The following is a 21,487-nucleotide window of genomic DNA, read 5'->3' as shown; positions in this document are numbered from 1 at the left end:
GTGGGGCCGTCCGGGCGCCCGGAGACCGCTCGACTCACCGGTGGCCGAACGTACAAGGCCGTGTCGCCCCTGCGTGGACACATGGCTGCGGCCGGCATCTACGCGCGCGAGTCGTCGTATCTCGACAGAGCCGTCCAGCTCGGCGTCGCGGGCGACCGCGTCATCAGCGTCTCCTTCCCCGAGAGCGCGCCCGCTGACGCCGACACAGAGCACCCGCTGCTCGACCGCGTGGACGCGTACTTCGACGGCGCTGAGGACGACTTCGACGACGTCGAGGTCGGTCTGACGGTGCCAACCAAGCAGCGCGAGGTCCTCGAAGCCGTCCGCAACATTCCGTACGGCGAGCGCGTCACGGTCAAGCGCGTCCTCTCGATGGTGCCCGACACGGACCCCGAGGACAGCGACGCCCGCGAGACCGCCCGCGAAGCGCTCGCGAGCAACCCCGTCCCGCTGTTCGTCCCCGACCACCGCGTCCGCGACGGCCCCAGCGGCGCACCCCCGGAAGTCGCGGACCGCCTGCGCGCGCTGGAGTCCTGACTACCGGGCGTGTGCCGCGAACTCCGCGGCGTTCACGACGTAGTGCGCGACGAACACCACCAGCAGGCTCCCCGTGAGGACGTACGCCGCAGCGAGCGCGAACCCCAGTAGCGTCGTGACGACGACGCCGGTCGCGCCCTGCGCGGTGTGCGCCGCCCCGAACACGACGCTCGACGCGGCCGCCAGCACCCACGGCGACACGCCGAAGCCAGCGGAGAGCGCGCCGACGAGAATCCCGCGGAACAACAGCTCCTCGAAGCCCGCGACGACGGGTAGCGCGACACAGCACAGAATCAGCCAGCCGCGGGTCTCCTCGGGCGTCAGCGTCTCCCGGAGCGCCTCGTCGTAGCCCAGTCCCGCCGAGTCGAGCACGCGCATCGCGGCCTCGTTCCCGAGCGCGAGCACGAGCCCCACGACCACGCCGATTGCGACGAGTTCGGCGGAGACGGCGACGCCCAGCGCGTCGAGGGGAATCCGCGCCACCCACAGCGCCGCGACCAGCAACGCGCCGACGACAGCCTGCGAGAGCGTCGTCTGCAGCAGCAACTCGCCCGCCGCGAGGTCGTCGGTCCCCTCGCCGACGACGCCCGCAGACGCTCGCGTGAGCGCGACGAGACCGGCCGTCACAAGCAGTACGAACGCCGCGAACGCGACCCAGTACGCCATCACGTCGGCGCACGCGGGACGCGCGTAGAAAAGTGGCGGTCAGCAGCGAGAACACCCACCGCGAGCGAACGGAGTGAGCGAGCGGGGCGAGCGGCGACTACCGCGCACCGAAGGTGCGCGACTGGAGCCGCGAGGCTTTTTAGCGTAGCTTTTTGCCAGCGAGTGAGGGCGCGTTAACGCCCGAACGAGTGCAGCAAAAAGGTCCTATTGCGGACTGGGCGAGCCGCCGGTCGTACCGGACTCCGTCTGGCCTTCGAGGGCCTTGCCGGTGATGGACTTGAGGCGGGCGACCAGCGAGTCCTTCTCGGGTTCGCCGACGAGCGCGACGTCGAGGACTTCGCTGATGTGCGAGACCGGGATGATCTCGATCTGCTCCCGGTACTCGTCCTCGATCATCACGTCCTGCTCGTTGGCCTTCGGAATGATGACGCGCTTGCAGCCGGCCTTCGCGGCGGCCTCGATCTTGTGCGTGACGCCGCCGACCGGCAGCACGTCCCCGCGGACCGAGAGGCTCCCGGTCATCGCGAGGTCCTGCGCGACGGGGATGTCTTCGAGCGCGCTGATGACCGCCGTCGCGACCGTGATGGAGGCGGAGTCGCCGTCGACGCCGCCCTCGCCGGTCTGGACGAACTGGATGTGCACGTCCTTCTCGGACATGTTCTCGTCGCTGAACTTCTTGATGATGGCGGAGACGTTCTCGACGGCCTCCTCGGCCATCTCCTTGAGCTGGCCGGTCGCGTAGATGCGGCCCTCCTCCTGGCTCTGGGCGGGCGTAATCTCGGCCATCACGGGCAGCATGATGCCGGAGTCGCCGCCCATGACCGCGAGGCCGTTCACGCGGCCGACGGCCTCCTGCTCGGAGGTGCCCAGCTCGTAGTCCTTGCGGCGCTCGATGTAGTTGTCCACGAACTGCTGTTCGATGGACCGCGAGCGCTTCTTCGCCTGCAGGACGTCGTCGCGGGTCGTGAGCTCGTTGCCCTTCGACCGCGCGATGTCGCCGGCGACCCGCACGAGCCCACCGAGGTCACGCAGTTCGAGCGTGAGGTGGTCCTTGCGGCCGGCGCGGCGCTTCGCCTCGAGGATGAGCTCCCGGACCGCGTCGTCGTCGAAGTGCGGGAGCTGGCCGTCCTTCTCGACCTCCTGGGCGACGAAGCGCGCGTACTTCCGGCGCATCTCCGGGGTGTCCTCGATGGTGTCGTCCATGTACACCTCGTAGCCGTACCCCCGAATCCGGGAGCGCAGCGCGGGGTGCATGTTCTCCATCGCGTCCATGTTCCCGGCCGCGACCATGATGAAGTCACACGGCACGGGCTCAGTCTGCACCATCGCGCCCGAACTGCGTTCGGACTGACCGGTGATGGAGAACTCGCCCTCCTGAATCGCCGTCATGAGCTTCTGCTGGCTGCGGACGTCGAGCGTGTTGATCTCGTCGACGAACAGCACGCCCTTGTGGGACTTCTGGATGGCGCCGGCCTCGACGCGCTCGTGGCTCGGCGTCCCCATGCCGCCGGACTGGAACGGGTCGTGGCGGACGTCGCCGAGCAGCGCGCCGGCGTGGGCGCCGGTGGCGTCCTCGAAGGGCGCGGTCTGGCTGTCGGCGTTGTTGATGAGGAGCTTCGGCACCATCGCGTCGCCGCCGCGGTCGGTGTAGCGGAACGCCAGATAGATGACGCCGGCCGCGAGCACGCCCAGCAGGACGTTGTGGGCCATGAACAGCGCATAGCCCACGACGAGCAGGATGATGATCCACATGAGGAACGACCGCATCTGGTTGCGCTTGCGGGCTTCCTCCTGGTGGGCTTCGACGATCTGTTCGCCCTTCCCGGCGGGGACGGTCCGGACTTTCGGCTCGTTGGAGTCGTCCGGGTTGTTGTAGACGAGAACGTCCTGGAGGTTCTCCTTCGGGAGGAGGTGGCTCATCGCCTTCGCGAGCATCGACTTCCCCGTCCCCGGGGAGCCGATCATCATCACGTGGCGGTGCTGTTTGGCCGCCCGCATGATGATGTCGCGGGCCTCGGACTGACCGATGACCTGGTCGACCAGCCGGTCGGGCACCTCGATGGCGGAGGTGTCCGGGATTTCGAGGCCGCCAAGCAGGTCGTCCTCGGCGTCGTCCTCGTTGATCGAGACGTCGCCTTCCACGCCGACCTCGCTGCCGAGGTCGTCAAGCTCGTCGAGGGGCTCGGCAGGCTCGGGCGCCGACTCCTCGCCCTCCTCGGGGGCGTCGGCGTCCGGGTCGTCGTGGTGGGGCTCGTCGTCAGTCGATTCGTTGCTCATAGAAGTGGTTTCGACACGTGAAAACACGGACGGGCGACTGATATACTTTCTCCCTCGATGGAACGCTTAACCGGCCGTATTACCCGGTTTCGAGGCCTCAATCACGGGAACAGGGTTTCGGCGAGCGGCGCCAGCGCGGCCGTCCCGCCGGCGGCGCCGAACTCGCCATTCTTATGGGCGCTGACGGGGTGTTTCGAGTTGAGGCAATGACCCGCGGGTTCTACATCGGTCGCTTCCAGCCGTACCACAACGGCCACCACCGCGTCGTCGAGCAGATTGCCACCGAGGTCGACGAGCTCGTCGTCGGCATCGGGAGCGCCGGCGACTCCCACAGCACCCGGAACCCGTTCACCGCGGGCGAGCGCATCATGATGATAACGAAGTCGCTGGTGGACTTCGACCTCGTGACGTACGCCGTCCCCATCGAGGACTTGGACCGGAACGCGGTCTGGGTGAGCCACGTCCAGTCGATGAGCCCAAACTTCGACGTGGCGTACTCGAACAATCCTCTCGTGATTCGGCTGTTCGACGAGGCCGGCATCGAGGTCCGCCAGTCCCCGATGTTCGAGCGCGACGTCCTCGAGGGCACCGAGATTCGGCGCCGGATGGCGGAGGGCGGCGACTGGCGCGAGCTCGTTCCGAAGCCGGTCGCGGACGTCATCGACGAGATAGACGGCGTCGACCGCATCCAGAAGGTCAGCGACACGGACGCGGGCGACACCCCCGCCGAGTAGTTTTCAACGACGGCGCCGCAAGCCCGAGACATGATAACGCTGAGTTCCGACTTCGGGACGCCGTACCCGGCGGCGATGAAGGGTGTGGTCCTCCAGTCGACGGACGCGCGCCTCGTGGACGTCGCGCACGACTTCCCGCGGCAGGACGTGCGCGCGACGGCGTTCTGGCTGCGCGAGGTGCTGCCGTACTTCCCGCCGGCGGTCCACCTCGTCGTCGTCGACCCGGGCGTCGGCACCGACCGGAAGGCGGTGGTCGTGCGCGCCGGCCGTCACGCCGTCGTCGCGCCGGACAACGGCGTCGCGATTCCCGCGGCGCGACGGCTCGCCGAGGACGTGGAGGTGTTCGAAATCGAAGTCGAGGACCCCGCGAGTTCGACGTTCCACGGCCGGGACGTGTTCGCGCCCGCCGCCGCGGACGTCCACGAGCGCGGCGTCGAGGTATTCGACGACTACCCGGGCTACGAGCCGCTCGAGGACTACGCGACCGTCGAGTTCCCCGACCCGGACCTCACGGGCGACGTGCTGCGCGGCGAGGTGCTGGTCGTGGACGGCTTCGGGAACGCCATCACGAATCTCCCGGGGCGCGTCGTCGAGGACCGCTTCGGTGACTCCGTGCGCGTGAACCGCGACCGCGTGCGGGTCGAGCCCTCGTACGCGCACGTCGACCCCGGCGAGCGCGTCGTGACCGTCGGTAGCCACGGGAACGTCGAACTCGCCGTGAACCGCGGGCGCGGCGACGACGCGTTCGGCGTCGACCCCGGAAGCCCCGTCGAACTCTCCCTGTAGGGCACCGTCACACCGAAATACCCGGCCGGCGACCTACGCGTATGCTCGAACTGGAGCACGGGTTCCGGATTGTGGACCTGCACGCGCGGCTCCACGCCGGCCCGGGGCGCCCAGTCCGGGGCCGCACTATCGACGGCGAGGACCTCGAACGCGAGATGCACCAGGCCGGCGTCGTCCGCTCGGTGGTCTTCCCCGGGCCGCGGAAGGGCGAACAGGGCTACCTCCGCGCGAACAACGCGGTCGCCCGGCAGGCCGTCCAGCGGCCGTTCATCGCGTTCGCGCGCATCGACGGCCCCCGCGACCCGGGGGACGGCGCCGCCTCGCGGCTGAAGAACCTTCGGTCGAACCGCTCGGACTGGCAGACCGCCCCCGAGGACGTCGAACAGTACGCCTACGACGACCGCTTCCACGGCTTCAAGCTCGCCCCGACCCGCGACGGCCTCCCCGAGCCGGACGTCCTCGACGTGCTCGACGACGTTGGCCTCCCGGTGCTCGTCCACGGCGGCGAGGGCTTCCCGCCGAGCACCCTGGAGGACACGCTGCTCGACCGCGAGTTCCCCGTCGTGCTCGCGCACTTCGGCGGCCACCCGCTCGACCGCGAGCTGATGCACGAGGCCGTCTCGCTGCTCGACTCCTACGAGGACCTCTATCTGGACACCGCGGCGGTCCGGTACCGCGAACTCCTCGAACACGCCATCGTCGAACACCCCGACCGCGTCGTCTTCGGGAGCGGCGCGCCCGCCACCCACCCGAACGTCGCCGTCATGGAGATTCTGACGCTGGACGTCACCGAGGACGCGATGCGGAAGGTGTTCGGGAAGAACGCCGTGCGGGTCGTCCCCGGCCTCGACCGGGAGTGAGAACCGACAGAAGACCTATTCCGCCGGCGGGAGTGTCAGCAGTCGTGAACGGACAGTTAGAGTGGCTGGTGATACTCGCCGTCTCCGTCGGCGTGATGCTGTACGGCGCGTACACCGTCGTCAACCTCGGGTCGTTCCTCGCAGAACTGGTCCACCGGTAGCGCGCACAGCGGCGGCGCGGTCAGCAGTCGTGGCGGACCATCGTGCGGTCCATGCGCGCGGAGACGCCGTTCGGGTTGCGTCGAGAAGTTCGGTCGGCCATCCGCGCTGACATCCCGTCCTGACTGCCGGTCCAGACGTTCGGCACGACGGCGCTGCCGGCGGCCGCCCACTCCGAGAGCTTCGCGTCGCCGCGGAGTACGTCGCCGCCCACGGAGAACGCGTCCCCGACCGCGTACTTCACGATTCGGGCGGCGATGCGCGCGCCGAACCCGTAGTTCTTCACGAGCCGGTACGCCAGCGACCGGTACTTCAGCCCCCACGCGGACTCCTCGGCGTCCTCCGGGAGCCGGTGGCGGATGTCGTCTTTCGCCTCGCGCAGCACGACCGCGTCCGCGCCCCACACCACCTCGCGGTCCATGCCCGCGAGCCGGTGGGCGGCGTCCCGCGCGGCGCCCGTCTGGAGGTACTCGTCGAAGCCGTCGAGCGCGTCGAGCGCGTCGCGGACGAACGCGACGTTGCCGCCGTCGAAGAACGTGACGTGGCGGCCCGCGACCGACGCGGTCTCGACGGACTCGGTGGTGACCCCGCCCTCGACGCGGCGGTGGACGGGACCGGTCACCGCGTCGGCGCCGTCGTCGAGCGCCGCCTCGACGGCGGCCACCCAGCCCTCGCGAATCTGGGAGTCCTGCCCGACGAACGCGACGACGTCGCCGTCCGCGGCGGCGATGCCGGCGTTCCGCGAGGCGTTGAGGTTCCGCTCGGAGACTTCCAGAAGGAGGTCGACTGCATCGTGGTCGCGCACCATCCCGGACGTCCCGTCAACGGACGGGCCGTTGACCACGATTACCTCGGCGTCGGGTGCGTGGGCCGCGAGCGCGTCCAGCGACGCAGCGAGCACGTCGCGGCCGTTGAGCGTGGGCACCACTACCGAGAGGTCCATAGCCTACACGAGTCTGCGCGGTGGTAAAAACGTCCCGGGTCGAAACCCGGCGAAATCGTCCGCGAACTCACACGAGCCGCGGGTTTCCGTCAGACGGTCGTCTGCCAGTAGGAGACCGACGACAGCGGCTTGCCGGCGGGCGTCGCGCCGAGAGCGGTGTCGACGCTCCGCACGGGACCGGCAATCCAGTCCGGGACCTTCCGGTAGAACCCGTACGGGACGAGGAAGTCGTGTTCGTCGTTCACGAGGTCCAGCCCCGCCTCGTCGACGAGCCGGCGGACCTCGCTGTCGCCGTACAGCCGCGACCCCATCGGGAGCAGCCAGTTGTACAGCGAGCGCGTGCTGAACCGGTTGAACGTGTCGAAGAACACGGTGTCCTTGGAGACGCGGGCCATCTCCGTGAGGAACTTCGTCGGCGTGTCCGCGAGGTGGAAGAATCGCATCGCGAACACGGTGTCGAAGTGGTCGTCCGGGAACGGGAGCCGGCCGGCGTCGCCGCGCATGAACTCGATGGTGTCCTCGACGCCGGCGCGCTGGGCCTTCTCGCGGCCCTCCTGGAGCATCGGCCCGGAGATGTCCAGCCCCGTGATGTCGGCGCCGCGCTCGGCGAGCATCACGGTGAACCGGCCGGTACCGCACGCGATTTCGAGGACCCGCTGGTCTTCGACCGGCCCCACCGCGTCGAGGACGGCCTCCTTCTCTCGTCGGTCGATGAGCCGGCCGCCACGGGAGAACCGCTTCTCGTCGTACTCCTCGGCGACCTCCGTGGCCTGGTACCACTCCTGTCCCTTCACGCTTCTCGATTGCACTTCGGAGGCGGGTGGTTAAAACCGTACTGGAAACCACGCGACGAACGCCGCTGCCGCGACCCGACGTGCGCCCGCGATGATTCGGGGCGACGAGGCGCTGGTGGGCGGCAGATTCGCCCACGGCGCCATTATACGATATAAGGTGTATAGTCCCACGGGTAGACAACCTTTACCTCCCTCAGTATGTGAGGGAGTTCCATGAGCACGTCCGCCACGGAGCACCAGTCACTCATTCAGGACGACGAAGAGTTCCGCGAGCGCCTCCGCGAACTCCCGCCGAGCGCGAAACTCGTCGCGAAAGTCCTCGAAATCGACGCGCCGCTCTCGCAGGGCCAGCTCGCCGAGGAGTCGCTGCTGCCGGACCGCACCGTCCGGTACGCGCTCAACCGCCTCGACGACGCGGACCTCGTCGGCTCCCGGTACAGCTTCCAGGACGCCCGCAAGCAGGTGTACTTCCTCGAGGACTAACCGCCGACTTTTCCTCGCGGCGCTCCTCTCCCGACCCGTGATAGCGCGCTACGCCGTTCCAGTGGAGATGCCGGTGCCCGGCGGCGCGACGAACGCCGCCGTCCTCGGCGACGACCAGCGCTTGCTCGTCGACCCCGCCGCTCGCACGCCCGCCCTCGACGACGCCGCGGCCGACATCAACCACGTCGCCGTCACGCACACGCACCCCGACCACGTCGGCGCAGTCGCCGACTACGCGGACGAAGCCGACGCGACCGTCTGGGCGCACGCGTCGTTCGCCGAGCGCTTCGCGGACGCGACCGGCGTCGAACCCGACCGGCTGTTCCGGCCCGGCGACGCCATCGCCGACACCGGCGTCTCCGTGCTGGCGACGCCCGGCCACGCTCCCGACCACGTCGCGTTCGTCGCGGACGGCGAAGCCGTGACCGGCGACCTCGTGTTCGCCGAGGGAAGCGTCTTCGTCGGCACGCCCGACGGCGACGTGCGCACGTACCTCGCGTCCCTGCGCCGCCTGCTCGCGCGCGACTTCGACGCCATCTACCCCGGCCACGGCGACCCAATCGAGAACCCCGGCGAGCGCATCCGCGAGACGTACTTCCACCGCCGCGACCGCGAGCGCAGCGTCCGCGCGGCCGTCGAAGCCGGCGCCGAGACCGTCGAGGAGATTCTCGACGCCGCCTACGAGAAGGCGCTCGGCGACGCCCGCAGCCTCGCCGCGAAGGTCGTCCGCGCGCACCTCCAGAAGCTCGCCGTCGAAGGCCACGTCGAGTGGGACGGCGACCGCGCCCGCCCGCCAGCCGGCGAGCAGTAGCCGCCGAACCAGCCGGTAGGGAGGACGAAAGGGGCCGACCGGTCGGCGAGCGAGAACCCGCAAGCACGCGAGCGAAGCGAGCGCGCGCAGCGCGGTTCGCAGCCGCCGAGCGGGATGGGGCTTTCGAGGTGTCGTAGCCGGAGCCTGACGGAGGGATAGACCAACCGATACCTAGCCCGCGAATCTTTTCCGCACCCACTGCCAATCCACGCGCATGGAGGAGCTCGAAGTCGAACTCGAACGCGCTCGGGGCCTCGACGTGGCCGACCTCGCGGACGCCATCGAGGCCATCGGCTTCGAGTGCACGCGGTGTGGGGCCTGTTGCAAGAGCGAGGACGACGACCCGCACACGGCGACCGTGTTCCCCGGCGAAGTCCGGGAGTTGGAGGACGAGACAGAGCGGGATTGGCGCGAGGTCGCGCGCCCGATGCCGTACGGGCTCGATGAGGACGGCACGGGCGAGACGTTCGAGTGGGCGCTCCAGACGGCGGCGTGCGGGGACTGCACGTTCTACGAGGAGGACAAGGACGGGACTGGCGCGTGCACAGTCCACGACAGCCGCCCGCTCATCTGCGAGACGTACCCGTTCAGCGTCGCGCTCGGCGGGACGAGCCAGCCGATGGGCGAGGCGGTGGACGAGTCGGGGATGGTGCGCGCTCACGAGTGCGAGGGGCTGGGACGGGACATCTCCCGTGAGAACGCCGAGTCGCTGGCGGAAGCGCTGAAGGAGCGCGCCGTCCGCGACATCGAGGAGGCCATCGCCGTCCGGGACAACTACGAGCCCGCCGACCCCGCCCCCGACGAGACGGTCGTCCACGACTCCGAGGGCGCGAAACGCCCAGACGGGACGGCCTACGAGACGAGGCCGTAGCTGCGAGCGCCGGCCCGGTTCCCACGTTCCGGGAAGCTCCTCTGAACATTTCGAGGAGGCCGTCGTACGAACACGCATGACGTTCGTCGTTCCCTTCGACGGGTCGGCGCTCGCGGAAGCCGCACTCGTTCGAGCGAGCGAGTTCAGCACGGTCCTCGACGAGCGCGTGCTGGCAGTGGTCGTCGTCCCGGACGGGAACGAGCGGTACGCGCGCGAGCGCGACTGGCTCGGAGCTGACGAAGCGTTCGACCTGAACGCGGTCGTGGGCCGGCTCCACGAGCAGGTGACCGACCTCGCGCCCGACGTCGACTTCCGACACGAAGTCGTCGACAAGCGGGCGCCGATGGGCGCCGTCACGACCAGACTGAAACAGGTGGCCCGCGACGAGGACGCCTCGATGGTGTTCGTCGGCAGCGAGAACGCTGGCCGCATGGTGACAGGACTGGGGAGCGTCGGCAGCTCGGTGGCCGCCGACGACAGCTACGACGTGGTCATCGTGCGGCACCGGGCACCAACGGAGGTCACCAAGCTCCGGGACGCGGCGCCACGCGACCGCGGGAAGCCGGACTTCTACTGACCACGGGTGACTGCCGCGCCCGCGCCGCGACCGTGGCAACGATTAAGTCACGGGGCCGACACGCACGAATGGAGGCCTGTCATGGAAATCTCTGACCAACTCCTCTGTCTGTTCAGTGCGGAAGTGACTGTCAAAGACGACGAGTACGTCGTCGAAATCCCGCGGAGCGAAGTCGAAGCCGGCTCCGTCGACCCCGGCGACGTCTACCGCGTCGCGCTCATCTCGCAGGCCGACGCCGAGGCCAGCACCGAGACCGAGGCGACCAGCGAACCCGCCGAATCCGAACCCCAGCCCCCCGTGGAGGAGGGCGAGATTCGGTACGTGGAAATCGAGGACATCGGCAAGCAGGGCGACGGCATCGCGCGCGTCGAACGCGGCTACGTCATCATCGTGCCGGACGCCGAAATCGGCGAGCGCGTGAAAATCGAAGTGACGGAAGTCAAATCGAACTTCGCGGTCGGCGAAATCATCGAAGACGAGTACTGAACGCGCTACAGCCGTCTTTTACCGCGTGAACTTCGCGAGGTCCGCGTCCTCGACGCTCGGCGCGGAGTCGTGGGGCCGGTCGACGAGCAGGTCGCCGGCGGTGCTCTTGCCGATGCCGGGAATCGCGGTGAGTTCGTCCATCGACGCCTCGTTGACGTCCAGCGGGTGCGGGACGCCCGTGACCGACCGGTAGCCGTGGTCGGTGACCGCGACGTCGATGGTGCGCCCGAGTTCGCGCTCGCCGGGAATCCCCACGAGCAGCGAGTACGTGCCGAGCTGGCGGCCGAACGTCTTCCCGTCCTGGTGGTACTCCAGGTGGACGTCCTTCAGGAGCGTGCCCGGCGGCACCACGCGGTTCAGCATCGCGTTGTCGATGTTCTCCCGGACGTCCTGCTTGTAGCGCTTGAACTGCTGTTTGTGGTCCTCGGCGAGCTGGGCGCCCGTCTCGGCCATGTCGGTGCCCTCGAACGCCATCACCTGCCGGATGTTGATGCGGCGCAGCATCAGGCCCTCGTCCAGGACGTTCTGGAGGAAGCGCTTGTTGTGCGCGAACGTCTCCTCGCGCTCGCCGGTCAGGCCGTGCACGAGGTTGATGCCGGGGAGAATCTTCGGCAGGCGGTTGGTAGCCTCGTCACCGTACGTGGGCGCGACCTCGGGTGACTCGCCGGGACGCCAGCCGCCGACCTCGTTGACGACCCGAACTGCCTCCAGACACTCCTCGGCGGACACGAGGAGGTTGTTCTCCTCCTGCACCACGGGGTCGGCGGATTCGAGGCCGAACGCCGCGGTGTCGCCGGCGGTGTTGTGCTCGGCGATGATGCGGATGGCCTCCCGGGACTTCTCGGGGTAGTCCACGATGGTCACCGGGTTCATGTTGTCGAGGTGCAGCGTCTCCAACTCGGGCGCGACCTCCCGGATGCCGCCGTAGAGCCGCCGGAGCGCGTCCGGGTTCGGCGCTTCGCCGTCCCCGCCGAACGCGAGGATGTCCGCCTGCCGGCCGAGCCGGAAGTGCCGGGCGCCGTGGTCGTAGAGGTTCCCGACCTCCCGCACGACGCTCTCGGCGCTCCGGAATCCGGGGTCGCCGTACATCGGCTCCGTGCAGAACGAACACCGGTACGCGCAGCCCCGCGAGGTCTCCATCTCGCAGATGAGGTAGTCGGGGTAGTTGGGGTGCTGTTCGACGACGAACGCGCCCTTCGCCCCCCAGCGGTCGATTTCCTCGTTGTCCCGGTAGCGGTCCTCGAACCCCTCCAGTCCGTTGTTCACGAGGTCGTAGACGGCGGCCTCGACGTCCGCCATCGCGAGGAAGTCGAAGTCGAGGTCCGAGCGCTCCATCTCCTGGGCGCCCGCGTTCTCCTCGCCGACGCCGAATCGCACCGGCCCGCCCATGATGCTCGTGCCCTCCGCGACCCACGCCATCTCCCGAACCTCGTCGGGCTCGGCGGGCGTCCCGCCGACGTACTTCCCGGGGACGGTCATCCCGCCGACGTAGACGAAGAGGTCGGCGTCCGCGACGTCGTTGAACTTCGACTTCTCCTCGCGGAGCTCGTCGATAGTGTGGTACGTAATCTGGTCCTCGGGGACGCCGGCGTCCACGAGCGCGCCGGCCGCGTACCGCGGATACGTGGAGATGTACGGCGGCACACCGAAGTGCGCCGGCTCGTCGACGTAGCCGTCCACGAGCGTCACGTCCAACTCCGCGGAGTCAGTCATACACCGGCGTTGGGCTTCGACGCGTAAGAACGTAACTACACGTAGATGCGGCCCTCGACGCCGCTGTCGCCGTCGTCGAAGTCGCCGGCGTTCCGGAGTGCGGCGACGGCGGCGACGAGGCTATCGAGCGCGTCGCCCTCGCTGTCGGCGATGATTCGGTCGCGGACTGCGGGCCGAACGGACAGGTCGGCGCGTTCCGTGACCCCCTCCAGATTCCGTTTTCGGCGGCGTTGTTCGCCCGGGTCATCGCCCTTGTATCCCTCTCGGCAGAGCCCGAGCACGTCCAATGTCGCGGCGGGGTAGACTTCCGCAACCACCGGGTCGCCGCGGAGCGCGTCGAATGGGACGACCGTCGTCTCGTCGCGGAGCTCGGCGAGCACGTCGGCCATCCCGTGGTACGCCTGCGCGTTCACGAAGAAGTGGTACGGTGAGAACGCGCCCCACTCCTCGTCGGTGTCCCGTTTCAGGTAGGTGCCGTCAGTGTGCTCGCGCGCCCACTCGGCGCACGCCTCGGCGTACTCGTCGGCGCCCGCACAGTCCGCGACCGCATCGAGGACTTCCTCCCACGTCTCGGCGTCAAACGCGCCGCGAGCGGCGCGTTCGGACACGGAGAACGGGAAGTCGAACCCCACGACGGACTCGGCGGGTCGGGACGCGACGAACGAGACGAGCGCGTCGAGCGTGGCTTCGCGGTCCGTCGTCGTCGCTCCGACGTAGTGGTCTTCGAGTGCGGCCGTCGCGGGCTGACAACCGACCACCGCCGGCTCGTCGCCGGTCACGTCCACCTCCGAGACCCAGATGTTCTCGCCGGCCTCCCGCGCACCGCTGAAGTCCACGCCGTAGACGGTCTCGAATCCCATACCGCGAACTGACACCCGTCACGCAAAACCGTTCGCCCGCTCCGTAGCCGCGCGGTGCTGGTAGAGCAGGCAGCCCGCGAGCACGAGCCACGCGCCGACCGTCGGCGGGAGGACGAACGAGAACAGGCCGGTGGCGGCGTCGCGGAGGACGGCGGCGACGCCCGCGGGAAGGACGGCCATCGCGGTGGTGATGGTCGGCCACATGATAGGGACCAACAGCAGGAGCACGCCAGCGAGGAGGAGCCGGCGCGGCCAGCCGTCGCCGAGCGCGTACAACAGCGCGAGCAGCGGAAACAGGACGAGAATCGCGTAGAACGGCTCCAGCGGGAGCAGCAACAGCGTGGCTTGCAGCGTGCCTTGGAGCGCGACGAGCCGGCTCCGGAAGTCACCGACCGCGCGGTTCACGCCGGCGAAGACGGGCGCGAGCACGAGCGCGCCGACCGGAAGCAGCCACGACGCGGGCAGCCCGGGCGCGAGCGCGGCCAACTGCCGGCGAATCGTGGCGTACGGCGCCGTCGAGTCGGTGCCGTCGGCGAACGACGCGACCGCGCTCTCGCCGGCGAGCGTCTCCGTGAAGTAGGTGACCGAGGCGTCCGGGCCGAACGCGAGCAAGCCGACGGCGAGGCCCGCGAGTCCCGTCGCAGTCGCGGCCGCGACGGCGCGCCACGCGCGCTGGCGGAGCAGCCAGACGCCGACGAGCGCGGGGAACAGTTTCACGAGCGCGACCAAACCGAACGCCGCGCCGGCGGCGGCGGTGTCGCGGTCGCGTTCGAGGAGGACGGCGCCGCCCGCGAGGCCGAGCGCGAGCAGCGGGTTCACCTGCCCCATCACGAGATTGACGCCGACGGGGCCGACGAGGAACACGGCGGCGGTGATGAGTGCACGGTCGAAGCGGGTTAGCGCGACACCCGCTCGCTCGACGGCGCGGACGACGAGCACGGCGAGCGCGGCGAGCGCGGCGAGGTTCAGGAGCCACTGGAGGGCGTACGCGAGCAGGGGGTCGCCGAGCGCGGCGTGCGGGACGAACGCGAGCACGACCGCGGGCGGGTAGACGAAGCCGGTCTGCCCGAGCGGGTTGACGGCGTAGAAGTCCGCGCCGCGGAGCGCGGCGCGCGCCGAGTAGTAGTAGACGTCCGTGGCGAGCGCGACCTGCTCGGGGTTCCGGAGCGGAAAGAGGGCGGTGTTGGCGACGCCCGCGAGCACGCCCGCGAGGAGGACGAGTCGCGGCGCGCGAACCGAGGCCATGGCTCACGCACCGACGCCGCAGTACTTTCGTCTTGGGGTGTGCCCGCAGTCGTTCTCACCGCGGCCCGCCCCTTTTTGCACTCGCCGCCCCAACCACCGGGTATGCCCGCCACCGAGGAACTGAAGTGCACCAGCGACGACTGCGAGCTCGACATGTTCGAGAACCACTACACGTACGACGTCAGCGAGGACCTCACTATCGAGGACCTCCAGTGCCCGCTGTGTGGTGGGACCGACTGCCTGGAGCGAATCGAGCTATGACGGTCCGCGAGTTCGCCGAGGACGTCGGCGACGCCGTCTTCGAGCGGCTGGGCCGGGCGGCCTCCCATATGCAGGAGGAGTCGCCGCTCCCGGTGGACGTGCTGGAGAGCGACGACGAGTACCTCGTGGTGTTCGACGCGCCGGGCGCGACCGCCAGCGACGTGCAGGTGAACTACGTGGACGGCGCCGTGGAGGTCCGCGTGGACCGGTTCCGGGAGTTCCGCGAGGAGTTCGAGATGGTGTTCCCGGGCCGCGGCCTCAAGCTCGACGGGCGCGCGGAACTCCCCGCGGACGCCGTCGTGGACGCCGACGAGGCCCGCGCGGAGCTACGCGACAACGGCGCGCTGTACGTCTTCCTCCCGAAGGACGAATCCGCGGGCACCGACGTGGACGTGACGACGCCCGAAGACGACGAAGACGACGAGTAGTTACTCGACGGTCATCCCTTCGACGACCTCGAAGACCTCGTCGCCGTCGAAGCGCGTCGGGTCGAACGCGGGGACGCCCTCCCCGCCCAGGATTTCTGTTGCGATTGCTTCCCCGGTCGCTGGCGCGCGCATGAAGCCGTGGCCCTGCCAGCCGGCGGCGACGTAGAGCCCGTCTGCGAGTTCGCCGAGCAGCGGGTCGCGGTCCGGGGTGGCGGTACACAGGCCCGCCCACGCGCGGTGGACGTCCGGCTCGAAGCCGGGAACGCGGTCGGCGAGCCGCTCGCGCATCGCGTCCACGAACCAGTCGTCGCCGTCGCGGTCGTACGCCTCGGGGTCGGCTTCGACCTCCTCGGTGCCGTCGCCGGCGAGCACGCCCTCGGGGTGTGGGCGCGCGTAGTAGCCCTCCGTGGCGTCGTACAGCGTCGGAATCTCCCCAGAGAAGTCGGCGGTGAGCGCCTGCACGCGGTACGGCTTCAGGGGAACCGAGACGCCGGCGTCCGCGAGCACGCGAGCGGTGTGCGCGCCGGCGGCGACGAGCACGGCGTCGTAGGCGTCGCCGTTCACGCGCGGCGGGTCGAGCGCGACGCTCGCGGCCGTCCCTTCGCGCAGTTCGACGCCTTCGGCGACCGCCAACTCCGCGACGGCGTCGGCGTACGCCGCGGTGTCCGCGACGCCCGCGTTCCGGGAGACGGCGGCTTCCACCACGTCCTCGGTGCGGAGCGCGGGGTACTCGGCGGCGAGGTCGTCGGCGTCCACGCGCTCGACGCGGCGGTCGTTGCGCACCATCCCGTCGACTTGTTCGCGGATGGCGTCGGCTTTCCGGCCGGGCTCGGTGACGAACCAGACGTACGGCGTCTCCCGGAACTCGAAGCCGCCGGTGCCCGAGAGCGCGCGGAAGCGCTCGATGGCGCGGCCCGCGATGCGCGCGTCCACGTCCTCGGCGTACGCGTCGTAGAGAATCCCCGCGGCGCGGCCCGTGCTCTCGCCCGCGACGTCGCCGCGCTCGTAGACGGTGACGGCTGCGCCGCGCGCCGCGAGGTCGTGAGCCGCGGTCAGGCCGACTGCGCCGGCGCCGACGACCGCGATAGAGCGGCCCGCGCCGCGGTCGTCGTCGGCGTCGCTGAACTCGTCCATGCCGGCGGATGCACCGCGACCGGCATAACTGCCGCGGACCGCGGAGGCCGGCGCAGTCCGTCAGTTTCACTTTCACCGCGCACGGGTGGGGTTCAAGCGGGTAGCGGCCGACACTCCGGATATGGCACTGCAGCACCGACGCCGCTCGCAGTCGACCGCGGATAGCCCCGAGCGCCGCATCGACGTCTCGGAGATGACCGCCGCCGGCGTCGCCGCCTACGCGGACACCCACGAGGAGGCGTTCATCGAGCGCCGCGGCGGGAAGACGTTCCTCGTCACCGTCGAGTAGGAGCGTCAGTCGTCCGGCTCGACCTCGACGACCTCGGGCTCGCGGTCCGGCGGCGTCCACCCGCACGCGAGGTCCAGAAACTGCACGAGGATGCGCGCGGTCGCCCCCCAGACCGTGTAGCCGTCGACGTGGAAGAAGTGGACGATGGCCTCGCCGTAGGAGGGGTGGATGCGCTTCTCGACCTCGTAGTTGGCGGGGTCCGTGAGGTCCGAAAGCGAGAGCACGACGACCTCGTCGACCTCGCGCTCGTCGGGGACGAACTCGCGGTCCGGGACGCGCGCGACGAACGGCGTCACGGAGTACCCGGTGATGGTGGCGATGTCGTCGAGTTGTCCCTCGTAGGAGAGTTCTTCGGGCAGCAGGCTGATTTCCTCGTACGCCTCGCGGGCCGCCGTCTCCCGGAGGTCGTCGTCGCTGGGCTCGCGGCCGCCGCCCGGGAAGCTCATCTGCCCGGGGTGTTCGCCGAGGTGGTCGGCGCGCTTCGTGAACACCAGCGCCGGGCCGTCCTCGCGCTCGACGACGGGAACGAGCACCGCAGCGTCGCGGTCCTCGTCGGTGACCCGCTCCGGCTCGTGGGCGGCCACCCGCGACAGGTCCATGTCCGGGGGAAGCACCGCGACACTCTTAACTCACGCGCAGTCCCGCTCACTCGGTCAGCGACTCGCGGACGTCCGCGAGGTCCACGGGCGCCCACGCCTCCGCGTCGTAGGTCACGTCCACGAGGTAGCGCGCGCGCTCGTCGTCGGCGTCGGCGGCGTCCGATTCGAGGCGCGCACGCACCGCCGCGGCGAGCGTCTCGCGGTCGAGGTCGCGGGGTTCGACGTCCAGAATGTGCGGGAGGTCCACCGCGTTCTCGGGGAGTTCCGGGAACGCGACCGGCCCGGGGACGAGCACGCGGTCGCCGCCCTCGCGGTCGACGGCCACGAGGTAGTAGTCGCGGAGCGCGTCCATCACGGTCTCGTCGGCCGCGTCGGCGTCGAAGTCGTCGCCGCGCTTGAACGCCAGTTCTTCGAGCGCGTCGTGGAGTTCGTCGCGGGTGAGCGCGCCGAAGAGGTCCACGACGCCAGCGAGTTCGTCGCCGTTCACGGCTCCCCGTCGGTCGCGGAGTCGCTTGAACCTCCCGCCCGCGCGGCGGCCTCCTCGGCGTCCGCGGCGGCCGCGGCGGCCACCTCGTCGGCGTCGAGGCTGGTGTCAGTCCACGCCGGCAACCGCGTGTCCGTGCCGGGTTCGGCGATGGCGTCGGCGTACGTCCGGGTCTGCGCGCGCTCCTGTTCGCCGTCGTAGTCGAGGTCGTTGAACGCGGCGTCCGCGCCGTACGCCCGCACGAACCGGTCGGCGGCGTCGAGGTAGCGCTCGGCGAGCGCGTCGTAGTCGACTTCCACGCCGGCGTCCTCGACGGCGCGGAACAGCGCCGCGCCGACGCCCTCGCTCATCTCCGAGAGGCCCGTCGGCCCGGAGACTGCGCGGTGGTCGTGCTCGTAGCGCCCCAAATCGACCTGCGCGGCGCCGTCCGTGCCCGCGAGCCGGAACGCCTCACCCAGCGTGCCGACCTCCAGCCCCCAGCGCCGCTGGACGCGCAGACCGCGTGCGAGGTCCGCGGTCATCGCGCACTCGCCGGCGAGTGCGTACCGGAACGCCCCCAGAAAGTCCAGCACCTCGTGGTCGTGGCTGTCGGCGAGCGCGTCCACGAGCGGCTCGTAGAACAACCGAAAGAGCCGGCCGTACAGCCGGTCGTTCTCGACGCGCGCGTAGTAGCCCTTCGAGAACTCGAACCCGTCCGCGAGCGGGAACAGGAGCTTCCGCACGTCGCGGGCCTCGTACGTGGTCGTGTCGGCGTCGTGGACGACGACGTAGTCGTGGCGCGCGGCGACGCCGAGCGCCAGCCAGACGTCCCGGCCCTTCCCGCGCTCGCCCGCCAGTCCCGCGTCGTCCAGCAGTGCCTCGACACGCGGGCCGTCGCACCACAAGACAGTGAGGGGCACGTCGAAGTCGGCGAGCCAGTCACGGAACTCGGGGACGCGCTCGGCGGGCGCGCGCAGCGGCACGACGACCTCCGCGGGGTCGACGCGCTCCAGCTCGGAGAACACGCGCTCCGGGGCGAGCCCGGCGTACTCGCGGTCGGTCATCGGGACGACGACGGCCGCCCGGCCCGTCGGCGCGGCCGGGTCGGCGCCGCCGTAGTCGTGGAGCGTCGCCACGCGCTCCTGCGTGTAGTCCATACCCACGCTCGGGCCGCCGCCGGGAACTAACTTGCGCCAGCGGGCAGTCGGCCGGCGCGGTAGAGCGCGACCAGCGCGACGACCAGCACCGCGAGCGCGACCCCCGAGACGCGGAAGACGCCGTCGTAGCCGAAGCCCGCGCCGACCAGCGTCCCGACGACGACGCTCCCCATCGCCTGCACGACCATCATCACCGAGCTGTAGCCGGCGTACGCGCTCGCGCGGTCGCTGTCCGGCAGGCTGTCCAGCAGGAACGTGTCGATGGCGGGGAAGAGGCTGTGGACGGCGTACCCGAGCACGACCGAGACGGCGGCGACGCCGACGACACTGTCGACGACCGTCATCGCGAGCAGGGACGCGACGAAGCCGCCCAGCACCGCGAGCATCAGCGGTACGTGGCGGAAGCGGTCGGCGAGCCGGCCGGTGTACCAGAACGCCGGTACGCCCGCCGCGAACACCACCGTGAGCAGGGTCTCGGCGGTGCTGCTCGGGATGTTCTTGGTCTCGGTGAGGAACTTGATGTAGAAGTTGAAGAAGCCGTTCCAGACGAGGCCCGCAACGCCGACGATGACGACGCCGAGCACGACGACCCGGTACTGGCGGCGAATCGCGCCGAGCAGGTCGCGGTCCGCGGCGCCGGCCGCCGGGAGGTCGGTGCGGCCGGCGAGCACGTAGATGACGGCGGTGGCGACGACCGCGGCCGCGGAGAGCAGGTAGAACGGCGCGCGCCACGTGTACGCTTCGAGGAGGACGCGGCCGACGAGCACGGGCGCGAGCGCGGCCGCCAACTGGGAGGCGGTGCCGTGGACGCCGACGACGCGGCCGACGCGCTCGGGGAACAGCTCGCTGATGAGGGGGTTCGCGGCGACGAAGTACGCGCCCGACGAGACCCCCACGAGGAACGCGCCCGCCATCACGAACTCGATGGACGGCGCGAGCGTCATCCCCGCGGAGGAGACGGCGAGGAGCGCGCCCGTGCCGAGGACGACGTGGTGGCGGTCGACGCGCGTCAACAGCCAGCCCGTCGGTAGCCGCGGGAGCGCGCTCCCCAGCCACGCCAGCGTCGCCACCAGCCCGACGGCGGCGTCGCTGGTCACGAAGTCGGCCTGCAGGGGCGCGACCAGCGGCGCGAACACGACGCGCCCGAAGTTCACGAGGAACACGAGCGCGCAAAGCGACCCGAACAGCCGGACGCGGCGCGCGTCACTGGCGGACGTACCGGACACGGCCGGAGTTGACGGCTCGCGGGGTCAATTCTTACGGTTCTACTCGAAGACCGCGTCGAAGGCGTCCGCGCCCAGCGGCTCGAACGTCCCCGCGGCGACGTTCTCTCGGACGTGCTCGGGGCTGGTCGTCCCGGCGAGCGCGGACGTGACGCCGGGCGCGCTGCGCGCGAAGTTCAGGCCGCGCTGGGCGGGCGTGTCCCCGTCGAGCTTCTCGTCCACCTCGTCCGGGATGCCCTCCAGCACCTGTCCCTGCGCGAGGCTCGCGGACGTGAACACGTTCAGGCCGGCCTCGTGGGCGTACCACAGCACGCTCTGGTCGCCCTCCGGCCCCTCCTGCGACTGGACGGTGAACGCGTCCGCCATGAAGACGTTGAACGGCACCTGAATCGCGCGCAGGTGCGTCGCGGTGTTCCCGGCGGTCTTGGCGGCCGACCGCGCCCGCGAGATGATTTCCCCGAGGTCGAGGAAGTGGTCGTGGGTGCGCGGGACGCGGAACGCCTCCCACGTCGCCACGCCGTAGTGTTCGATGTCGCCCGCGGCCACGCGCTCCTCCAGCCGCTCGAAGGTCGCCTCCAGCTGGTCGTAGACCGCGCCGGAGAGCCGTGCGTCAAGCTGCGTCTCGGGGTTGTGGACGTAGTAGAGGTCGATCTTGTCCACGCCGAGGTTCCGCAGCGATCGGTCCAGCTGGTCCTCGATGAAGCCGGGCGCGATGGCGTGGCTGCCGTGCGCGAGGTCGTCCGTGTCCAGAATCCCGCTGTCGACGTACTCCTCGGCGACGAACTCCCCGGGGTCCTCCGGCCGGGACTCGTCGAACGGCACGAACCCGCCCTTCGTCGCGAGGAACACTTCCTCGCGGTCCACGTCGGCGTCGGCGAGCGCGCGGCCGACGACGCGCTCGCTGCGCTGGTGGCGGTAGTTGATGGCCGTGTCCACGACGTTGCAGCCGCCCTCGACGGCCGCGCGAATCGTCTCGTAGTAGGCGTCGTCGACGTCGTCGGTCGGCTCACCGAGGTACGTGCCGAGCCCGACGCTGGAGAGCGCGCGGTCGCGGACGCTCCGGAAGTACGTCCGCGCCTTGTCCTCGCTGAAGCGCTCCTTGTACTGGAACGTCCCGTCAGCAGTAGCCAT

25 protein-coding genes are annotated in these 21,487 nt (G+C 70.2%); 12 read left to right on the top strand and 13 right to left on the bottom strand.

Features of this window, described 5'->3' with window-relative positions; all coding sequences use genetic code 11:
* The first annotated feature begins 81 nt into the window (after positions 1–81).
* Positions 82–537 carry an MGMT family protein gene (locus tag HHUB_RS02125; RefSeq protein ID WP_059055781.1) on the top strand — a complete coding sequence of 152 codons (456 nt, stop codon included), beginning with the start codon at positions 82–84 and terminating at the stop codon, positions 535–537.
* On the opposite strand, the gene HHUB_RS02120 is transcribed toward HHUB_RS02125, so the two are convergent.
* Positions 538–1,203, bottom strand: coding sequence for a CPBP family intramembrane glutamic endopeptidase (locus HHUB_RS02120; RefSeq protein ID WP_059055779.1), 666 nt, complete (start codon positions 1,201–1,203; stop codon positions 538–540). It lies immediately after the preceding gene.
* Between the two features lie 204 nt (positions 1,204–1,407).
* The gene (lonB, locus tag HHUB_RS02115; RefSeq protein WP_059055778.1) at positions 1,408–3,480 is read right to left on the bottom strand and encodes an ATP-dependent protease LonB; all 2,073 of its coding nucleotides are present in this window, start codon (positions 3,478–3,480) and stop codon (positions 1,408–1,410) included.
* A gap of 206 nt (positions 3,481–3,686) precedes the next feature.
* Here lonB and HHUB_RS02110 point away from each other — a divergent pair, with 206 nt between their 5' ends.
* Genes HHUB_RS02110 through HHUB_RS02100 form a run of 3 tightly spaced genes read left to right on the top strand, consistent with a single transcriptional unit; the run spans position 3,687 to position 5,860 of the window.
* A complete protein-coding gene (locus tag HHUB_RS02110) occupies positions 3,687–4,214 on the top strand; it encodes a nicotinamide-nucleotide adenylyltransferase (protein WP_059055776.1) in 528 nt (175 codons plus the stop codon).
* A gap of 30 nt (positions 4,215–4,244) precedes the next feature.
* A complete protein-coding gene (locus HHUB_RS02105; protein ID WP_059055774.1) occupies positions 4,245–5,000 on the top strand; it encodes an SAM hydrolase/SAM-dependent halogenase family protein in 756 nt (251 codons plus the stop codon).
* Between the two features lie 41 nt (positions 5,001–5,041).
* Positions 5,042–5,860, top strand: a complete 819-nt coding sequence (locus tag HHUB_RS02100; protein ID WP_059055772.1) for an amidohydrolase family protein — start codon at positions 5,042–5,044, stop codon at positions 5,858–5,860.
* 181 nt (positions 5,861–6,041) lie between these two features.
* Here HHUB_RS02100 and HHUB_RS02095 read toward each other — a convergent pair whose 3' ends face one another.
* Positions 6,042–6,962, bottom strand: coding sequence for a glycosyltransferase family 2 protein (locus HHUB_RS02095; protein ID WP_059055771.1), 921 nt, complete (start codon positions 6,960–6,962; stop codon positions 6,042–6,044).
* A gap of 89 nt (positions 6,963–7,051) precedes the next feature.
* Positions 7,052–7,756: a class I SAM-dependent methyltransferase gene (locus HHUB_RS02090; protein WP_059055769.1), complete on the bottom strand. Its 705-nt coding sequence runs from the start codon at positions 7,754–7,756 to the stop codon at positions 7,052–7,054.
* Positions 7,757–7,969: 213 nt separating this feature from the next.
* Here HHUB_RS02090 and HHUB_RS02085 point away from each other — a divergent pair, with 213 nt between their 5' ends.
* From HHUB_RS02085 to HHUB_RS02065, 5 genes are all read left to right on the top strand, one after another.
* Complete coding sequence (locus HHUB_RS02085; protein WP_059055767.1) at positions 7,970–8,239, top strand: MarR family transcriptional regulator; 270 nt, start codon at positions 7,970–7,972, stop codon at positions 8,237–8,239.
* 37 nt (positions 8,240–8,276) lie between these two features.
* Entirely contained in the window at positions 8,277–9,050 is a 774-nt protein-coding gene (locus HHUB_RS02080; RefSeq protein ID WP_370683878.1) for an MBL fold metallo-hydrolase, read from the top strand.
* 214 nt (positions 9,051–9,264) lie between these two features.
* Positions 9,265–9,921: a YkgJ family cysteine cluster protein gene (locus HHUB_RS02075; RefSeq protein WP_059055765.1), complete on the top strand. Its 657-nt coding sequence runs from the start codon at positions 9,265–9,267 to the stop codon at positions 9,919–9,921.
* Between the two features lie 76 nt (positions 9,922–9,997).
* Positions 9,998–10,498: a universal stress protein gene (locus tag HHUB_RS02070; protein ID WP_059055763.1), complete on the top strand. Its 501-nt coding sequence runs from the start codon at positions 9,998–10,000 to the stop codon at positions 10,496–10,498.
* An 81-nt stretch (positions 10,499–10,579) separates the two neighbouring features.
* Positions 10,580–10,984, top strand: a complete 405-nt coding sequence (locus HHUB_RS02065; RefSeq protein WP_059055762.1) for a TRAM domain-containing protein — start codon at positions 10,580–10,582, stop codon at positions 10,982–10,984.
* A gap of 18 nt (positions 10,985–11,002) precedes the next feature.
* Here the strand turns inward: HHUB_RS02065 and HHUB_RS02060 are convergent, their stop codons facing one another.
* The 3 genes from HHUB_RS02060 to HHUB_RS02050 are packed head-to-tail and all read right to left on the bottom strand — an operon-like array spanning position 11,003 to position 14,802.
* Entirely contained in the window at positions 11,003–12,697 is a 1,695-nt protein-coding gene (locus tag HHUB_RS02060) for a radical SAM protein (protein ID WP_059055760.1), read from the bottom strand.
* A gap of 35 nt (positions 12,698–12,732) precedes the next feature.
* Positions 12,733–13,557, bottom strand: a complete 825-nt coding sequence (locus HHUB_RS02055; protein ID WP_059055758.1) for a DUF429 domain-containing protein — start codon at positions 13,555–13,557, stop codon at positions 12,733–12,735.
* 18 nt (positions 13,558–13,575) lie between these two features.
* Positions 13,576–14,802 (bottom strand): glycosyltransferase family 87 protein, encoded by a 1,227-nt coding sequence (locus tag HHUB_RS02050; RefSeq protein WP_059055756.1) that lies wholly within the window; start codon positions 14,800–14,802, stop codon positions 13,576–13,578.
* Positions 14,803–14,904: 102 nt separating this feature from the next.
* On the opposite strand from HHUB_RS02050, the gene HHUB_RS16980 reads away from it, so the two are divergent.
* Together HHUB_RS16980 and HHUB_RS02045 are read left to right on the top strand one after the other, a co-directional pair.
* A complete protein-coding gene (locus HHUB_RS16980) occupies positions 14,905–15,063 on the top strand; it encodes a DUF7559 family protein (protein ID WP_169793380.1) in 159 nt (52 codons plus the stop codon).
* Positions 15,060–15,491, top strand: a complete 432-nt coding sequence (locus HHUB_RS02045; protein ID WP_059055754.1) for an Hsp20/alpha crystallin family protein — start codon at positions 15,060–15,062, stop codon at positions 15,489–15,491. The genes HHUB_RS16980 and HHUB_RS02045 overlap by 4 nt, the downstream gene beginning before the upstream one ends.
* On the opposite strand, the gene HHUB_RS02040 is transcribed toward HHUB_RS02045, so the two are convergent.
* On the bottom strand, positions 15,492–16,625 hold the full coding sequence (locus tag HHUB_RS02040; RefSeq protein ID WP_059055752.1) for an NAD(P)/FAD-dependent oxidoreductase: 1,134 nt from the start codon (positions 16,623–16,625) through the stop codon (positions 15,492–15,494). It abuts the gene before it with no gap.
* 121 nt (positions 16,626–16,746) lie between these two features.
* Between HHUB_RS02040 and HHUB_RS16495 the strand changes: the two genes are divergently transcribed.
* Complete coding sequence (locus HHUB_RS16495; protein WP_157533973.1) at positions 16,747–16,914, top strand: hypothetical protein; 168 nt, start codon at positions 16,747–16,749, stop codon at positions 16,912–16,914.
* 5 nt (positions 16,915–16,919) lie between these two features.
* On the opposite strand, the gene HHUB_RS02035 is transcribed toward HHUB_RS16495, so the two are convergent.
* From HHUB_RS02035 to HHUB_RS02015, 5 genes are read right to left on the bottom strand one after another with little or no spacing between them, the layout of a single operon-like run.
* Positions 16,920–17,513 (bottom strand): NUDIX hydrolase, encoded by a 594-nt coding sequence (locus HHUB_RS02035; RefSeq protein WP_059055751.1) that lies wholly within the window; start codon positions 17,511–17,513, stop codon positions 16,920–16,922.
* A 46-nt stretch (positions 17,514–17,559) separates the two neighbouring features.
* Positions 17,560–18,000 (bottom strand): DUF7109 family protein, encoded by a 441-nt coding sequence (locus HHUB_RS02030; protein ID WP_059055749.1) that lies wholly within the window; start codon positions 17,998–18,000, stop codon positions 17,560–17,562.
* Positions 17,997–19,133, bottom strand: coding sequence for a glycosyltransferase family protein (locus HHUB_RS02025; RefSeq protein ID WP_059055747.1), 1,137 nt, complete (start codon positions 19,131–19,133; stop codon positions 17,997–17,999). Before HHUB_RS02025 ends, HHUB_RS02030 begins: the two co-directional genes overlap by 4 nt.
* Before the next feature lie 26 nt (positions 19,134–19,159).
* Positions 19,160–20,359 carry an MFS transporter gene (locus HHUB_RS02020; RefSeq protein ID WP_059055744.1) on the bottom strand — a complete coding sequence of 400 codons (1,200 nt, stop codon included), beginning with the start codon at positions 20,357–20,359 and terminating at the stop codon, positions 19,160–19,162.
* A 39-nt stretch (positions 20,360–20,398) separates the two neighbouring features.
* A complete protein-coding gene (locus tag HHUB_RS02015) occupies positions 20,399–21,487 on the bottom strand; it encodes an aldo/keto reductase (RefSeq protein WP_059055741.1) in 1,089 nt (362 codons plus the stop codon).

The sequence above is a fragment of the Halobacterium hubeiense genome (genome assembly GCF_001488575.1).
Classification (GTDB): Archaea; Halobacteriota; Halobacteria; order Halobacteriales; family Halobacteriaceae; genus Halobacterium; species Halobacterium hubeiense.
This window is presented reverse-complemented; position numbering and strand designations above follow the sequence as displayed.

Coding starts and splice junctions, on each gene's coding strand:
- HHUB_RS16980 (WP_169793380.1), top strand. CDS start 14,905: ATGCCCGCCACCGAGGAACTGAAGTGCACCAGCGACGACTGCGAGCTC.
- lonB (WP_059055778.1), bottom strand. CDS start 3,480: ATGAGCAACGAATCGACTGACGACGAGCCCCACCACGACGACCCGGAC.
- HHUB_RS02070 (WP_059055763.1), top strand. CDS start 9,998: ATGACGTTCGTCGTTCCCTTCGACGGGTCGGCGCTCGCGGAAGCCGCA.
- HHUB_RS02015 (WP_059055741.1), bottom strand. CDS start 21,487: ATGGCTACTGCTGACGGGACGTTCCAGTACAAGGAGCGCTTCAGCGAG.
- HHUB_RS02050 (WP_059055756.1), bottom strand. CDS start 14,802: ATGGCCTCGGTTCGCGCGCCGCGACTCGTCCTCCTCGCGGGCGTGCTC.
- HHUB_RS02035 (WP_059055751.1), bottom strand. CDS start 17,513: ATGGACCTGTCGCGGGTGGCCGCCCACGAGCCGGAGCGGGTCACCGAC.
- HHUB_RS02045 (WP_059055754.1), top strand. CDS start 15,060: ATGACGGTCCGCGAGTTCGCCGAGGACGTCGGCGACGCCGTCTTCGAG.
- HHUB_RS16495 (WP_157533973.1), top strand. CDS start 16,747: ATGGCACTGCAGCACCGACGCCGCTCGCAGTCGACCGCGGATAGCCCC.
- HHUB_RS02085 (WP_059055767.1), top strand. CDS start 7,970: ATGAGCACGTCCGCCACGGAGCACCAGTCACTCATTCAGGACGACGAA.
- HHUB_RS02120 (WP_059055779.1), bottom strand. CDS start 1,203: ATGGCGTACTGGGTCGCGTTCGCGGCGTTCGTACTGCTTGTGACGGCC.
- HHUB_RS02055 (WP_059055758.1), bottom strand. CDS start 13,557: ATGGGATTCGAGACCGTCTACGGCGTGGACTTCAGCGGTGCGCGGGAG.
- HHUB_RS02105 (WP_059055774.1), top strand. CDS start 4,245: ATGATAACGCTGAGTTCCGACTTCGGGACGCCGTACCCGGCGGCGATG.
- HHUB_RS02095 (WP_059055771.1), bottom strand. CDS start 6,962: ATGGACCTCTCGGTAGTGGTGCCCACGCTCAACGGCCGCGACGTGCTC.
- HHUB_RS02060 (WP_059055760.1), bottom strand. CDS start 12,697: ATGACTGACTCCGCGGAGTTGGACGTGACGCTCGTGGACGGCTACGTC.
- HHUB_RS02025 (WP_059055747.1), bottom strand. CDS start 19,133: ATGGACTACACGCAGGAGCGCGTGGCGACGCTCCACGACTACGGCGGC.
- HHUB_RS02110 (WP_059055776.1), top strand. CDS start 3,687: ATGACCCGCGGGTTCTACATCGGTCGCTTCCAGCCGTACCACAACGGC.
- HHUB_RS02065 (WP_059055762.1), top strand. CDS start 10,580: ATGGAAATCTCTGACCAACTCCTCTGTCTGTTCAGTGCGGAAGTGACT.
- HHUB_RS02040 (WP_059055752.1), bottom strand. CDS start 16,625: ATGGACGAGTTCAGCGACGCCGACGACGACCGCGGCGCGGGCCGCTCT.
- HHUB_RS02100 (WP_059055772.1), top strand. CDS start 5,042: ATGCTCGAACTGGAGCACGGGTTCCGGATTGTGGACCTGCACGCGCGG.
- HHUB_RS02125 (WP_059055781.1), top strand. CDS start 82: ATGGCTGCGGCCGGCATCTACGCGCGCGAGTCGTCGTATCTCGACAGA.
- HHUB_RS02075 (WP_059055765.1), top strand. CDS start 9,265: ATGGAGGAGCTCGAAGTCGAACTCGAACGCGCTCGGGGCCTCGACGTG.